Genomic DNA, 14,699 nt, shown 5'->3' on the forward strand with positions numbered 1-14,699 from the left:
AACTGACCTTTCCCTAACGTCAAGCAGAACAACACAGATTTTCACTCGTAACAAGTTTTTGTGGTATCGGGCAGGATCGCGATCAACGTCCGGTTCAACGGCATCAGCCAAAATGGGCCGAAAACTTGTTGCGCGGGGCACCGTTCAGACCATGATGGTGCGCATCTTCAAGTGTGTTTGGGAAGGGTGAGAAAGAGCATGAGAGCCTTGTATGAGTATCAAACCGGGGGCTATCCGCTGGACCAGGTCATGGTTGTCGAGGATGGCGACAATGGCGTTTCGATACCGAAGATCTGTGCCTTCTTTGCCGACGCGGACATGGATGTATTCCTCGTGGAATATGGCGAACACGGCGAGGTGACCATTCACACCGAAAACGTGACGCACATCGCCACCAGTGCCGATCAACTGAGTAGAATTGCGTCACTAGCAGCGGATGCGGCAACGTTGAGAGCTGAGGTGAACACGTTCTATGACGTAGAAAATGAAACCTGGTCGGGCCATGAGCACCTGATTACCCGTCCCAGGCTTGATCCTGATGTCGAACAGTAGTTGGCCAGCGGTTGGAGACACCGGATACTTAACGGTCCTGTTCAATGAACAGCACGGTTGTGGTCAGCCGGTTCGGGTGATCCCGGCATAGCCGAACCCCCTCAGGCGTGATTGTATAGCACCGAGAACCGTTGAAACCCGTCTCCGGCAATTCTCTTGCAAGACCCAATTCCGTCAACCGACGCAAAATCCGCTGGCCCCAACCGCTCGGGTTACTCCGTCTGGGACAGAGGTGGGATAGCTGTGGGCCCGTCAGGGCGCCGTCGCTCTCTTCATCATGATTGTGAAGGGCGATCAACACGGTCAACTGGTTTTCGGATAACAACTGTTGTCTCCCCTCTTATCCCCACTTGCTGGAGCGGTTCTGGAGTCGAGGCACGTCACCCTTTCGCTGTTTGGATGATGTTCTAATAACCCCCTCCCCTTTCCAGTCCTCATCCTTGTCGATCTTGATCTCCTGATCCTCCTCCTTTTCTTTTCTAAGAGGCTTGCGGTCAAAGAGGTCCTGCTTGCGGGTCATGATCTGCTCCAAACACGTGTGGTTGCGAAGGCGTTTAGTTCCACCGAGGCACAAGTTCAATAAGCACGGCCAGGGCTTCACTCGGCGGCAATGGCATCACAACGATGTCCATGCAGGCCAACAATCCGGGTGAGCGCCGCAAGTGCTGTAGCTTCCTCCCCCTCCTGCCAGGGCAGGAACACGCGCAGCTGGTACTGGTGGATCTCGGTGAAGCACCCGTGCGACTTGAGCCAGGGCAAGGTGTCGCGGGTGACACCAGAGAGCTCCAGCCTGTCCCGGCCGGCCACACGGCGTTTGCGAAGGCTGTGACCGTTGCCGAGATCGACCGCGCGATCGGTCGTGAGCACGATGCGCAACAGATCCTCCGGGCTGCTTGCCTCATCGATTTTCATGAAGCGGCCTCTGAGGGTGGCGGCCTGATCCTCATGCAGCGCGCGGCCGAGCAAGGCGGGGCCGTTCTCCGGCTGCACCCGGTAGATCCGAGTGTTCTCGCCCGGGATGCTGGTCCAGATCGGCAGGATGAGCCCGGTCAGGAGCTGCAGCTGGCGGGTTTCGGTATCGGGAAGGTCGGCAACTTCCGCATCCCATGCGGAGCGGAAAGCATCGATGCTGACAGGCTCCCAGTTCGACCGCTCAAACTCCTGCTCGGTCAGATACCCCTTCTTTGCAGGCCGCACCATGCGCCGCTCGAAGCTGAGATCGCCATCGCTGTCATAGACCTGTCGTGCGCGCGGGCTGATCAGGGCAACAGATCCCGAGGCGGCGTTCCTCATCGGCGACAGTCGTGGATGGTTGTCGAGAGCTTCGTCAGCCTTCGCATAGCTGAGGGCGTTCTCGATGGTGAGCGGCACCAGCGACGTGACCTGCCCTGTCGCTTCACAGCGGCGGAGCTCCTGCGGCTCCTCGGCGATGATGCGGTCTCCGCGCAGGATCTCGAGACCGACATCGAGCGTGCCGGCAGCACGGGCGCGGTCGGTCGCGGTCTCGATCTTGTCCATGAACTCGGCAAAGAGCGCGTTCTGCATGTCGATGGGCAAAGCCAGAACGCGGTTCAGGAACCGCTGGATCGGGGGCAGCTCATCAAGCAGCACGCCCTCTTCGGAGGTGAGCTTCAGCCCGGTCCAGTCGGTGAAGGCCTTAAAGGTCATGGCTTCGCAGTCACCACGGACAAGATCACCGTAGAGGCTGCGCAGGCAGGCACGGGCGATCGGGCTTTCGAGATTATCGCTGGCGCGGAACAGCCCTTGCGATGCAGTCTCGCGTTGTCCCTTGGTGAGCGCACCCAGCGTGTCCAGGCGGCGGGCGATGGTCGAGGTAAACCTCTTCTCCCCGTGCACATTGCTGGTGCAGACCCGGAAGAACGGGGCCGACACCTGTGCGGCCCGGTGGGTCCGACCGAGGCCCTGGGTTGCGGCATCGGCACGCCATCCCGGCTCAAGCAGGTAATGACGCCGGCGCTTCTGGTTCACCGCTGTTGCGGCCGCATGGTAGGATCTGCCGGTGCCCCCGGCATCCGAGAAGATCAACAGCGGCTTGGTGTCCGACATGAAGGCGCGGGTTTCGGCTGCATTGGCACTGGCGCCGCGGCGGGCAATGCGGATGTTGTCCGAGCCGTCCTTGACGGGGCGCAGGCTTCTGCCAGTGACCTCGGCCACATCGTCCTCGCCGAAAGCCCAGATGATCTGATCGAGCGCGGATGGCACCGGCGCTAGCAGCATGATCTCTTCGAGCGCGGCGTCGCGAAGTGCCTCCGCCTCGCGAGAAATCACCAACTGGCCATTCTCGTCCCGCAAGGGCTGGGACAGCACCGATCCATCTTCCTGCTCGATGAGGATCTGTTGCGTGACGGGAAAACCGTTGGCTACGCGCTTGGGGATACGACCAACCACGGATGGCACGTGCTGCACCTGCCGTTCGCTTTGAGGCCCGCCATTCCAATGCCTGCTGGCATTTCGATATCAGCCCGTCGGATCTGAAGCACATTCCGCAACCAGCCTGGGTGGACCCGAAACGCGGCCAGCCAACGACGATGCTTTTTAGCGTCGTGGATGATCGCTCCGGTACATCCTATCAGGAATACCGCTGTGTCTATGGCGAGGACGCCGAAAGCGCGCTGCGTTTCTTGTTCAACGCCATGGCCCCGAAGGAAGATACAGAGTTCCAGGGCATTCCCGAGATGATTTATCTCGACAATGGGCCGGTTGCAAAGAGCCTGGTGTTCCAGACTGTGATGGAACGGCTTGGCGTGAATTGGAAATCCCACATGCCTGCCGGGTCTGATGGTGCACGCGTCACTGCCCGATCAAAGGGCAAGGTTGAGCGTCCATTCCGAACCGTGAAGGAAGCCCATGAGACGTTGTATCACTTCCATAAGCCCGAAACCGAAGCGGAAGCCAATCTCTGGCTGAGGAACTTCATCAGCAAATACAATGACAAGCCCCACCGCCGGGAACAGCACAGCCGGATTGAAGATTGGATTGCCAATCTCCCAGAGACCGGCATCCGTGAGATGTGTTCCTGGGAACGGTTCTGTGCCTTCGCGCGCGAACCGGAACGCCGCAAGGTCGCGGCTGATGCGCGGGTGTCGATTGATGGCGCATTCTACGAGGTTGATGGGGATCTGGCGGGCGAAGAGGTGCTACTATGGTGGGGTCTGTTCGATCACGAATTGTTCGTGGAATGGAATGACAGGCGCTACGGTCCGTATCGGCCCGAAGGTGGGCCAATCCCGCTGCACCGGTATCGCAAGCGCAAACCCTCGCCCCGAGAAAAGCGTGCTGAGGCGGTCGCCAAACTGGCGGAGCAAATCAGTCTGCCGCGTGCAGCCCTTGGCGACTCCGGCTTTGAGGCCGCCCCGGCTGAGGTGGTTCCACTGCCCAAGATCAAGTTCACCGATCCGGACCCTTGGGGCCAGATTGCCTATGAAAACGAACTCAGTGCGCGGAGAGGGATACCGCCGCAAGAAGGAAGGATAATCGCGAACCGGCTTAACTGGCGCCTTTCGGCTCGGACCAATGGTTTGCATAGGAAATGCCGTGATCGGCATATTGCGGTGACCACGCTCATAGGCGTGGTAGGCACGGGAGGACAGCCCGATACTCACCGCGAAGTCCGACTGGTTAAGGCCTTGGGCTGCTCTTACGCTCTTCAATCGTGCGTCCATCTGCCTCAACGTTTTCCGCCCGACCGGTGCAACGTGAACATGGTGTTTCAGGACTATGCGCTCTATCCGCATATGACAGTGCGCCAGAACATGGCATTCGGGTTGGAACTGAAGGGTATGGCGCGTAATTCCATCGACCCCGGTTGGATGAATTGATGGCCTTTCTGGAGCTTTCCGACTTCGGTGGCCGGTACTGGCCTATCTCAGCCGCTACACCCACCGTATGGCGATCTCGAACCACCGCTTGATCAGCGCCGATGGCGACACCATGGCATTCCTGTGGAAAGACTACCGCATCAAGCGCGGCGACCAGATGAAGGTCATGCGCTTGCCCCCGTACGAATTCATCCGCCGCTTCCTGATCCATGTCCTGCCCTCCGGCTTCCATCGCATCCGTCATGCGGGCTTCCTCGCCAATGGCATCCGCCGCGCCAGGATTAAATCGATCCGGCGCTTGCTCGATGCCAAGCCAGAAACCGATAGGGCAACTGGTGGCGACAATCGCACTAACGCAGAGGAGCAGGACCTGCGTCGGCAATACCCGGAATGCGGCGGCGCGATGACGGTCATCGAAACCTTCACACGCGGCCAATCCCCGCAATCTCGCGCACCGCCATGGGAGGACGCCGCATGACCAGCCCATCCCGCTCGGCCTCGCAATGCGTGGAAGCCGAACCAACCACCGCGGGCAGCCCCCTGACACCGGAACGAAAACTGGTCAATGGAGGCGTGAAGCGAAGCCAATTAGCGGCATCCAACCGCGAACGTCCACTTAAACGCGCTCCTCAAAGCCAATGGATCTGCGGCTCGGGGCATCCAGCACCGAAGCCGGAACCCACAATCCCCATAGCACCGAAAGCCCCCGCGCTTTCCTCCTTGTCAAATTTGTCGCCGCTGGATGGAGCGCATCCAGCAGCCACAAACCTTGGACAAAGCACCATTTCGCTGTGGCAGCGCTGTGTACATCCATGCATTGGCACCCTCTGAACGTCGAGGTGGTGACAAGAGGATTCCGGTTGCGCAGGTTTCAAAAAACTTTGCTATCCTTCCGGCATTGATTGGGAGGAATTCATGAAAACCTTTGTTCTTGCAGTCGCGGCTTGCCTTTTGGCCGCCACTGTTCTCGCCGACACCAAGATCGTCACATGGAACACCGGAGTTTCCTGGGACGGCGCAATAGAAGCTCGTGAGGCGGAGTTCATGGCAGCAGGTGAGGCGATCGGGGCGAACATCTACGTGCTACAAGAGGTCATGTCTTTGAACGGTGCCGAACGAATTGCCGAGCTTCTTGGGGTTGAGGACCCACAGATCGTCATTTCGGACTTTGCAAGCGTGTCCGACCAAACAGATGACAGCGACAAGGCGAACCCGTTCTTTCACCTCGAAGTGGCGGTAATCTCCGATGTTCCTGTCGTTTCAGCGACAGAATTGGAATTCGACCGGAATGACGCCTTCGGGCCACTATCAAATATCCCTGGTCTTGCAATGTCCCGTGATCAGCTCTTCGTCCCGTCCGAGGTTTGGGACACGATCTCGGGCCAAACTCAAAATGTACTTCGATTTGGTCGTGGAGTGCTTCGTGTCGAATTTGAAGGTGACCTCGTCGTTTACGGCATCCACGCGAAATCGGAGATCTCCGGTTATTGCTTCGACGCAGCCGAAACGATCAGGCTTTTGAAGCGTATAGAAAGCCGATCGGACGACGAGTCTGGTCTTCCCGCTGATGAGATCATGAAGCTTGAGGGTGCGGTCGGAACTCTTGAAGCGCTGATCGGTCAGGAGGAAGCAACCAGTTTCAGTAAGAATTGGATCACAAATGCAGAAAAGCGTGAGGCAATGCTGTCGGCTGTCGCTTCCAAGGCAGCGGATGACGTATCCAACGGAAAGACCGTCGTTGCCTTGGGCGACTTCAACATTGCCATCGATGATCCGCGGTCAGGTTCGGACCTCAGCGCGGGTGCTGAATGCAATCCGACCCGTAGCTGCTTTGAGGTTGTCGAGGACTCCGGTTGCGCCGGACAGGACGGTCTGGATGACTCTCATTTTCTGATTTCTGGAGGTGTCGAACCGAACCTGACAATGACACCGCTCACGTCGAATCTCGATGAAACCCTCCTGGGGGAATTCTCTTCCGTGATTGACCATATCTATGTCAGTGGTCCAAGAGCCGAAGACTTCACCGAGGCTATTGTGGTGCGTGATCAGTTGGATGGAGCATTCGGGTCGGATCACTTGCCGGTTGTGACGGAACTCTCCGACTGATGCCGTTAGCTGATTGCGCTTCAGCCGATCTCTGGGCGAGCGTAAGGCACCATTCCAAAAGTGGCCCAAACCCGGTCACCCAGTACGCAACGTTGATTTTTTGGGGTTCCAAATGACCGCCTACTGCAACTGTCTTGAATGATCCCCTGGTGCCGAATGGGTGCATTCCGTAACAAGGAAGACCTCGTCGAATAATAAACTGGCCCCAAAGGCTGGTTTCAGTCGGCGCCCTTTTCTGCTCGCCGTTCTGATTTCAAAGCGCGGCTCGGCGGGCAAACCTCCTGCATGAATTTCGCCAATGTGCCGCCCAGATTGTCCGCCTTCATTCCGTATTTGACGAACTGACCCTCGCGTTTTTTCCAGATCAGATCAGCGGATTCCAGAATAGAAAGGTGTTTCGAGATAGCAGGTTGCGACATGTCAAACCGTGCTGCAACGACGCCAGCCGTCAACGGTCCTTCCGACAGATATGCCAGTATTCGACGCCGTGTTGCTGACGCCAAAGCTTCAAACACTTTGTCAGGGCTTGACATGAATTCACCTTATAACTCATTAGTTATGTAGTTCATTATCTAATATCTTATTCCCCCGCTCGTGGAGTTACAAGATGCGCCTGCATGCGACTGACCGGGTTTATCCCGACAATGCCACCAACGCTGTCACTGGTGCAATCCGCTGGAATGCGGCTAAGTCACTCTGGCTCTTTTTGATGATCGGAGGCGGCTTCGCGGCGATCACATTGACCCCAAGCTGGGGCGGCTTTTTGGTGTTTCTTGGGACAACGGCCGTCACGATCTGTGCAGGTCATTCTGTTGGAATGCACCGCCTCCTGATCCACAAAGCGTTTCAGACGCCCAAGTGGCTGGAATACACCCTTGTTTGGCTCGGTACTCTTGTCGGCATGGCAGGACCGTTCGGCATGATCAAAGCCCATGACATGCGCGATTGGCACCAGCGACAAACTGTGTGTCCGCCACACCCCAGCCATGATGCTGGGTTTTGGCGCGACGCATGGTGGCAGCTGCATTGTCAATTCGTTCTCGACCATCCCCCGCGATTCCAGATTGAGCCGGAGATCGCAAACGACCGCATCTACCAGTGGATGGAGCGAAACTGGATGGCTCAGCAGCTCTTCGTAGCAGTTCCCCTATTCATGCTTGGAGGTCTAGGCCTTGTTCTGTGGGGAGTTTGCCTACGCGTCGCGGTCTCTCTGATCGGCCATTGGATGGTTGGCCATTTCGCGCACAAGTCCGGTCAACAGGGGTGGTATGTCAAGGGTCTGCCGGTGCAAGGGTATAACCTGCCCGGTCTTGGCCTCATCACGTTTGGCGAGAACTGGCATTCCAATCATCACGCTTTCCCACATTCAGCAAGGCTTGGTATTGAAGCCGGCCAAACCGACCCTGGCTATTGGTTCATAAAGATCCTCGAAACCCTTGGCCTGGCCCACTCGGTACTTGGTCCCCACGACCAACCAGAGCGCGATGGGCTGACCAGGATCGAACCCGGACGCAATCGAAGCTGCATGGCTGGCCTGAACGGCGCATGCAATTGAGCGCGATCGCAAAGCCTCTGTCCTGCCATGCGGTGGCACAGCAGCTCCGGGTTGCGCTGATCCCAGTTCAGTTCGGCCGAGTTTTCAGGTAGCATGTCAAATTCATCTTAGTTGCTGCGTGGCCGATAAATGTTCGGGCTGGTGATCCTCCCAGTCGAGCGAGCCGATGGCAATGTCACCGAGGGCCCAGCCGGCATTGGCCACCGCAAAGACAATACCTTCGGGGGTTCCGGTTGCCAGTGCCGCCAGGCCCGCGAAAGCCCGCCATGGCAGCCGCGCCCACATCGAGGTTGCAAATGGTTTTTGGGCCTTGGTGTGGCAATCAACCCAGAAGACGGTGGGAAGCACGAGATGCTGCACCAATGTCAGGACTGGGCGATCGATGAAGCGGCTTAGCCACCTTGCCACCAGGCCCCGCCGCGGGTGCAGGAAGTGTGGGGTTCGGTGCGACGGGTCGAATGATCGACAGGCCGCAATGCCGCCCTGATAGGTCAAAAGGCCAGCACTGGCGACGAAGAATCCGGTCAGCACGGTCAGCACACTCTGCAGCGCCCAACTGCCCGGATCAAACGCGCTTGTACCATAGCCGATCAAGCCGATCCCGCCTGTGGACAGCAGGATGCCGCCGGGCTTCAACACAAGCGGATTGCGTTGGCAGAGCCGTAGCAGCGCCGATCCGGCGACAAACGCCGTGGCCGAAAGGGTAAGCCAGGTGGCATCGCTCCAGATCGTGACCGCCAGAAGCCCCACCGCCACAGCAAATGCCACGGCATCTATCCACACGGTCAAGTGCTCGGCGCCGAAGCGTCGCACGATGACGCTCAGAGCAGATGTCAGCAGAACCACGATCCCCAGCCCGATGGCGATGGCAGCGTCGGGATACGTGAACAGGCTCGTCGCGAGCTCTCGGGCAAGCCCGGTTTCAACATTGGTCCAAACACCAAAGACCTGCTCGTTGAACGCGGCGAAACCGCCAGCGCCGGCGATGGCCGCAACGATGTTTCCCCCTTCGTATCCCCAGAACTGTATCTCTGCTCCGTGCGCCTTGACCCATCGCCGCAATATCATTCAACCGCCCTCCAATGTGGCACTGCCGATGCTGCGCAGGCCTTACAAACCCGCGAAATGCAGCCCGGCATCTATCGGTAAACGCGCGGATGCGGCGTCTTATTCCCGGATGCGGACGGGTTGGTTGATCTGACTTCGAGCATTTCGGACAAGGAGATTGCCGAGAACTGTGCCAAGCCGCTGTCAATGCTTCGCCGAAACCTGCTGCAATTCGCCTAACTCGGCTGCGCGGTGTGCTTCCGCTTGGTGGCGCCGTGCGTGAACTGCCGATCGCCAAACTCCTACATATGCGGCGAATGACCGATACGGCGGGCCGCGCCCCAGCCTTGAGAAGTTCAGCCTAATGCCCGTCTGACTTGGGCGAAGGTCAGAGTGGTCAGACCGGGTCTTCGGTGCGCCACATCCAAAAAGTCTCCGACACGAGAACAATCGACGAAGCACGGGCGTAACCCCAATCAGGCCCCATTGCAGTCGGTGATAAAACCTGACCTGCCTGCGTACCCAAAGGGCAAAACCTAGCCAAGATCGCATTGTCTGCATTACCGCCGGTGGGCAATGGTCAGCGTAAGGGATACCTAGGTGAATCCTTGGGTGCCGCAGTGAGAGGAAATACGCTTCGCGATCAATCCAGCTTGGCGAATTCCGATGACCTGATACCCGACCTCCAGGCCATTAAAATCTGTTGTGCGTTCAGCGCAGGGCTCTTTTGTCCATCTATCTCGATGTCGTAGTTGCGTCCCTTGTGCACGGTTCCGTGATCCTGTTCCGCGCTTCCAGTTGGTCGGTCACCCCGTTCGGCTTCGCGCCATCGCAACTCATCGAGATCACAATAAAATCCGACAAAATAGACGTCGTAAGGCGCAAGTAGGTTTTTGAGGTCATCAACCCATTCGGGAGTATCAAAAATGTGCTCTACGATTAGATTGTTACCTGCTTCGGCATAGGCGGCCAATGACTTGTGGAACCCATCGAAGAATGGCTTTCGCATGTCGGACCACGCGAAGTCTTTTCTGTTCAATCTATTGACCGGCAGCACGCCCGCATCGCGCAGATGATCAATTGAAATGTGCCAGAACGGCAGCTCGATAATTTCTTGCAGTGCGGCTGCCGTTGTGGATTTTCCGCTGCTCGATGGGCCGTGGAGAATGATAATCTGACCATTCATAGCGAATTCCTGCGATGCTGGGTGCGACTTCTCGTATATGCGGCAGAAAAGAAAAGTGAAACGGCAGCCTTGCTAACTCTCCCGCCGTCGACACCGCATGACCCGCCATGAAGCCCGACCATATCCGTCAGATGACCTGTGCGGGTACAACGTGACCTTGCATGTGGATTGCAATCTGCGAGCATGTCAACGGGTATAACGGGGTTAGTCGATGTTGATAGATGTGAATGAGGCGAAGATATTCTTCGACGTTGATGGCGAGGGATTGACGCCCGATGGCGCATCAATGCGAAGAAAACCAACCGTCGTCATGGTTCATGGCGGGCCAGGCGCTGACCACACCAATGCAAAACCATACTTCAGCCAACTTACTGACATCGCCCAAGTTCTTTACTACGATCACCGTGGCAACGGTCGGAGTGAACTCAGCCATCAAGAAAAATGGAACCTCACGCAATGGGGGGATGATCTCAAAGGTCTATGCGATGTCTTAGGTATCGAAAAACCCATCGTGATCGGGACATCGTTCGGAGGCTTCGCAACGCTGTCATATGCGACCCGCTACCCCAACCACCCGGGTGGGTTAGCCCTCATAAGCTCTGCGGCAAAAGTTGACTTTTCGGCCATTTACCAAGCGTTTGAACGGCGCGGTGGTAAGGAGATCAGGGATATCGCTGAAGCGTACTGGACGCGCCCGACGGATGAAGGCCGCGAACTTTACAAGAGTCGGTGCGTTCCCTTCTACAGCTACGAGAACGTCGGCCCACCGGACTGGTTGTCTAGAGTTCATTGGCGGAATGACACCGCCCTTTGGTTCAACGGTCCGAACAATGAGCATGGTCGATTTGACTATCGCAACGACCTCGGAAAAATTGAATGCCCGGTATTGGTTATGGTCGGCGAAGAAGACCCGATTGCGCCCCCGGAGTTCAGTGACACAATTGTCGAAAATCTGCGGCCTGAACAGGTCACTTACGCCAAATTCAAGAATTGCGGCCATGGTGTGATCGGTGACAGACCGAACGAAGCTCTGAAAGCACTTCGCAGTTTTGTTGAGGATATTGTTGCAGAAACGAATTATGGCTAGTCCGCTTTGCTATCGTTGTTGGGGGATTGTAAACCGTATCAAAAGCGCTTCCTCCTGCGGTCGCTGAATAGGCTTTTCAACGAAAGCCCCCTCCGGAGCTTGGTGTTTGACGGGGCGGATTTACTGTGAGTACCAAATGAAGAAGAAGGGTGTCATCCTATACTACGTTACAGCAGGGTATGCTGCGTTGACCCTTGCAACCGGGTTGTACTTTCTATCAGCCGGTACGAAACCAACTGCTGATGTCGAAGCCAGCTATCAAAACAATCTGCACTCAATTTGGCTAGGTAACTGGGAGCCCGGCGAGGTCAGGACATTTCGTATTGACGGGAAGCCAATTGTCTTATGGCGACGAGACACCGCAGAAATTGCCGCTGCGATGGAACAGTTTGATCCAGACATCTCTAAGGAAGAATGGTCGAAGGCTCTGAACGATGGAACGCTTGCGCTCGAGATGGGCCCGGAAACTTACAATCGCCTAGAGTGGTTCATAGCTAGCCCCATAAACGTCGGCGGATATGGGTGCATTGTTCTTGCGAAGGCCGGAGACTACGATGGCTTTTTGGATCCTTGCCAAGCCGTGCATTTTGATATGTGGGGCCACCCAAAAAAGGGGCCAACGACGGAAAACCTGAACGTAACTCCCGCCCAATTTTCTGAAGACCGGCAGACAGTTTTTCTGGACCTTTCAGGGATGCCAACGACGAGATGAACTCGGCAACGTCACGCCCGCATCGCCCAAAACTAAGGGCGGCTTTGTCACGCTCCTTCCCGGCTCAAGCCCGGTGCTGCGAGCGGCTCTCGCGTCGGAGAACGGCCATTGATGACCGGCGCGGCGAATTCGGGCTGAGTGCGCGTCTTGCCAGTTCATGACCTGTGCCACGGACGGCGGTTGCTGCGCTTGCATTCGTCCAGCCTGCTAAGGCCGTGATCCCGAACCGAATTGCTGTTCGCACGTAATGTGGGTTCGGCCCGATGATTGTAGCCGTCCGCGTCGTCGCGGCGCTCGAGCGCGCCGGCGTCATCTCGGGTGAATTTCCCGGGCAAATCTGAGCCAAACGCGGTTTCGGCCATCAGAATGGTTTCGAGCTGTGCATCTGACAGCAAGCCCTCGGTGACCAGCCGCGTCGGCAGCGTGAGAGGCAGATCTGCAGGCGCCGGGGGATGCACCGAGCCCATGGCCAGGCTTTCGACCAGCGGCGACGGGTGCGGCTGTGCACCCTCGATCGAGATCCGTTGGGACGCGTAGCTTGCATAGACGTCCGACACGGGCGGGTTGGCCCGGGGCGCGTCGAACACGGTGATTGCCAGCGGCTCTTTCGCCGCAGCAGAGTGCGCGCTATTGCCCGGCAACAGGATGCGGGATGCCTTCTGGGCCCTGGACGGCTTCGGGCCGATGGATTTCCGCACGACAGGAGCCGGCTCTGTGCCACCCAGCTGCGGGCGTGGGGGACAACCGGTCGAGGATCAGCTGCAGCGCCATGGGAAGATCGCTGCAGGTCTGAGGTGGGGTTTCACCCCCCTGCCCTGCCCCGGTCTTGTCCAGGACAAGCAGATCGGTGCACACGGAGACACCCATCTTCCGAAACGCGCGCCGCGGCAGATGCAACCGAAGGACGGGTGTGGCCATTGCGCAGATCCGCTGCCAGAGGCGTCCGACTTTGTCGGGCGAGACGGAAGGCGGAACAATTGCCACAAGCCGGCCACCCGGGCGCAGAGCTTTGAGAGCGGAGAGAACATGCCGGGCCGCAAGGGTCGGATCGGCACGCGTGACGCTGGATGCGAAGGGGGAGTTCATAATCACGACGCTGGGCTGCGGCTGCGCTTCGATCAGATCTGCAATGAACTCGGCATCATGCCGGCTGACGGCTATGCCCGTCACAGTCTGAAGAAGGCCCGCGCGCTGATCGTCGAGCTCATTGAGGATGAGCCTGGCCCCAGACTGGCCCGCCAGCCGCGCCAAGGTGCCGGTCCCTGCCGAAGGCTCAAGCACGATGTCAGATGGTGTAAGGCGTGCCGCGCAGGTGGCCAGCCAGGCCAGATCGAGCGGGGTGGAGAACTGCTGCAGCTGAACCTGCCGCTCGGATCGGCGGGTCTCGGTGGCCAGCCGGTCCATCAGCGTCGACAGGTGATCGAGCGTTCGTGCGGGCTGGCCCAGGTCGATCTCTGCGGCGCCCACGGCGGCGATGGTCAACGATTGACTGTTAGAGACGACGGAAAGCGACATTGAACGGCAGATCTATCGCTGCGGCGCAGTATCACCGAAGCGGATGCTGGTGTGGCGGAGCGGAGCATCCGTTCACTCAGTCGCCGGTATACGGGAGGCTTCCCGGTGCCCGGTAGCGATGCAAAGGGCTGCGTTTGGCGTCACTTCCGTAGTAATGCCCGCTGCCCTCCGGCTTCCCGAACAAAAGAAAAATCGCCGAATTTGCGCCTCCTCGGGGAGACTGCATGCCCAAATCCTCCGGAGATTTCCCGCTGCCCTCGACATAATGACGGGTCAGATCCGTCGCGATGAAACCAGGCGTACAGGCATTGATGACGAATTGTGGATACTCCCGCGCCAAGTGGAGCGTAAGGGCATTGGCGCACGCCTTTGACAATCCATAGGGCGAACCATCGCCCAACCCTCGAGACGAGAATGCTTCCGCATCGCCGGCGATGTCGATGCACTCTTCCATCAGCGTCTCGATCTCGCCCCAGGTCACATCCGGGCGCGTGAAGAAGCCCTGTTGTTCCCGGCTGCACGTGGCCACGAAGTTTGGGCCAGCAGCGGACGTGATATTCACGATCCGACCGCCATCCGCGAGAAGTGGAATAAAGGTAGTGCAAATCCGATGGACACCACGGGTGTTCACGTTGAGCACATTGCGCAGATCGTTGGAGCCAAAGCCGATGCCCGCGTTGTTCACGATGCCATAGAGCTTCTCGCCTCCACATGCGTCTCGCACCGCCTGGGCTGCTCGACCAACGGCCTCATCGCTCGCGACGTCGAGTTCGACGGCTTGGATCCGGTCAGTTCGACCCACCCCGCCCTGCCGGAGGCTTTCAACAGCGGCGGCACCACGGTCGCGATCCCTTGAGCCGAGGAACACGAACGTATCATCAGCCTCTTCGAGAATCCGTTCAGCGATGGCAAATCCGATGCCCTTGTTTGCCCCCGTCACCAGAATTTTCCTCATGGCCACTCCTCACTAACTCTCCATGTCAAGTCCCGGCATCTTCCCAAGCCTCAGCCGCGCAGCCTGTTTGTTAGATCGTCTTACGTGCGTATTGGGCTGTTTCTCCAGCAAGCAAAGAAAGGATAGTGGTTGCGGGCGAGAACGC

The 14,699-nt window shown here is 58.0% G+C and carries 13 protein-coding genes and 4 pseudogenes; 8 read left to right on the forward strand and 9 right to left on the reverse strand.

Annotation, left to right across the window (positions count from 1 at the left end):
* The first annotated feature begins 198 nt into the window (after positions 1-198).
* Positions 199-552, forward strand: coding sequence for a hypothetical protein (locus tag GOX53_RS25380; protein ID WP_171181362.1), 354 nt, complete (start codon positions 199-201; stop codon positions 550-552).
* A gap of 340 nt (positions 553-892) precedes the next feature.
* Here GOX53_RS25380 and GOX53_RS25385 read toward each other — a convergent pair whose 3' ends face one another.
* The gene (locus GOX53_RS25385; protein ID WP_171181364.1) at positions 893-1,072 is read right to left on the reverse strand and encodes a hypothetical protein; all 180 of its coding nucleotides are present in this window, start codon (positions 1,070-1,072) and stop codon (positions 893-895) included.
* A 77-nt stretch (positions 1,073-1,149) separates the two neighbouring features.
* The gene (locus GOX53_RS25390; RefSeq protein ID WP_254446781.1) at positions 1,150-2,790 is read right to left on the reverse strand and encodes a strawberry notch C-terminal domain-containing protein; all 1,641 of its coding nucleotides are present in this window, start codon (positions 2,788-2,790) and stop codon (positions 1,150-1,152) included.
* A gap of 134 nt (positions 2,791-2,924) precedes the next feature.
* On the opposite strand from GOX53_RS25390, the pseudogene GOX53_RS29965 reads away from it, so the two are divergent.
* Positions 2,925-4,052, forward strand: a pseudogene (locus tag GOX53_RS29965) (IS481 family transposase); the annotation flags it as partial.
* A 114-nt stretch (positions 4,053-4,166) separates the two neighbouring features.
* On the opposite strand, the pseudogene GOX53_RS30380 reads toward GOX53_RS29965, so the two are convergent.
* Positions 4,167-4,307 (reverse strand): annotated as a pseudogene (locus tag GOX53_RS30380) (hypothetical protein); the annotation flags it as partial.
* On the opposite strand from GOX53_RS30380, the pseudogene GOX53_RS30235 reads away from it, so the two are divergent.
* The 3 genes and pseudogenes from GOX53_RS30235 to GOX53_RS25410 form a co-directional block, all read left to right on the forward strand.
* A pseudogene (locus GOX53_RS30235) lies at positions 4,245-4,429 on the forward strand (spermidine/putrescine ABC transporter ATP-binding protein); the annotation flags it as partial. The pseudogenes GOX53_RS30380 and GOX53_RS30235 overlap by 63 nt on opposite strands.
* A pseudogene (locus tag GOX53_RS25405) lies at positions 4,426-4,869 on the forward strand (transposase); the annotation flags it as partial. The pseudogenes GOX53_RS30235 and GOX53_RS25405, both read left to right, overlap by 4 nt.
* Before the next feature lie 437 nt (positions 4,870-5,306).
* Positions 5,307-6,497: a hypothetical protein gene (locus GOX53_RS25410; protein WP_171181368.1), complete on the forward strand. Its 1,191-nt coding sequence runs from the start codon at positions 5,307-5,309 to the stop codon at positions 6,495-6,497.
* A gap of 218 nt (positions 6,498-6,715) precedes the next feature.
* Here the strand turns inward: GOX53_RS25410 and GOX53_RS25415 are convergent, their stop codons facing one another.
* A complete protein-coding gene (locus GOX53_RS25415) occupies positions 6,716-7,030 on the reverse strand; it encodes a metalloregulator ArsR/SmtB family transcription factor (protein ID WP_171181370.1) in 315 nt (104 codons plus the stop codon).
* Positions 7,031-7,104: 74 nt separating this feature from the next.
* Here GOX53_RS25415 and GOX53_RS25420 point away from each other — a divergent pair, with 74 nt between their 5' ends.
* Positions 7,105-8,052 carry a fatty acid desaturase gene (locus tag GOX53_RS25420; protein ID WP_171181372.1) on the forward strand — a complete coding sequence of 316 codons (948 nt, stop codon included), beginning with the start codon at positions 7,105-7,107 and terminating at the stop codon, positions 8,050-8,052.
* Positions 8,053-8,154: 102 nt separating this feature from the next.
* Here GOX53_RS25420 and GOX53_RS25425 read toward each other — a convergent pair whose 3' ends face one another.
* Positions 8,155-9,114, reverse strand: a complete 960-nt coding sequence (locus GOX53_RS25425; protein WP_171181374.1) for a hypothetical protein — start codon at positions 9,112-9,114, stop codon at positions 8,155-8,157.
* Positions 9,115-9,742: 628 nt separating this feature from the next.
* Positions 9,743-10,285, reverse strand: coding sequence for a chloramphenicol phosphotransferase CPT family protein (locus GOX53_RS25430; protein ID WP_171181376.1), 543 nt, complete (start codon positions 10,283-10,285; stop codon positions 9,743-9,745).
* Positions 10,286-10,496: 211 nt separating this feature from the next.
* On the opposite strand from GOX53_RS25430, the gene GOX53_RS25435 reads away from it, so the two are divergent.
* Together GOX53_RS25435 and GOX53_RS25440 are read left to right on the forward strand one after the other, a co-directional pair.
* Positions 10,497-11,372, forward strand: a complete 876-nt coding sequence (locus GOX53_RS25435; protein ID WP_171181378.1) for an alpha/beta fold hydrolase — start codon at positions 10,497-10,499, stop codon at positions 11,370-11,372.
* A gap of 136 nt (positions 11,373-11,508) precedes the next feature.
* Positions 11,509-12,084 carry a ubiquinol cytochrome C oxidoreductase gene (locus tag GOX53_RS25440; RefSeq protein WP_171181380.1) on the forward strand — a complete coding sequence of 192 codons (576 nt, stop codon included), beginning with the start codon at positions 11,509-11,511 and terminating at the stop codon, positions 12,082-12,084.
* Between the two features lie 155 nt (positions 12,085-12,239).
* On the opposite strand, the gene GOX53_RS30160 is transcribed toward GOX53_RS25440, so the two are convergent.
* The 3 genes from GOX53_RS30160 to GOX53_RS25455 form a co-directional block, all read right to left on the reverse strand.
* A complete protein-coding gene (locus GOX53_RS30160) occupies positions 12,240-12,671 on the reverse strand; it encodes a strawberry notch-like NTP hydrolase domain-containing protein (protein ID WP_371810435.1) in 432 nt (143 codons plus the stop codon).
* A gap of 40 nt (positions 12,672-12,711) precedes the next feature.
* Positions 12,712-13,566: a class I SAM-dependent methyltransferase gene (locus GOX53_RS25450; RefSeq protein ID WP_171181382.1), complete on the reverse strand. Its 855-nt coding sequence runs from the start codon at positions 13,564-13,566 to the stop codon at positions 12,712-12,714.
* Between the two features lie 109 nt (positions 13,567-13,675).
* Positions 13,676-14,554, reverse strand: coding sequence for an SDR family NAD(P)-dependent oxidoreductase (locus tag GOX53_RS25455; protein ID WP_171181384.1), 879 nt, complete (start codon positions 14,552-14,554; stop codon positions 13,676-13,678).
* Positions 14,555-14,699: the final 145 nt, after the last annotated feature.

This window comes from Ruegeria sp. HKCCD8929 (assembly GCF_013031405.1).
In the GTDB taxonomy this organism is placed as follows: Bacteria; Pseudomonadota; Alphaproteobacteria; order Rhodobacterales; family Rhodobacteraceae; genus Ruegeria.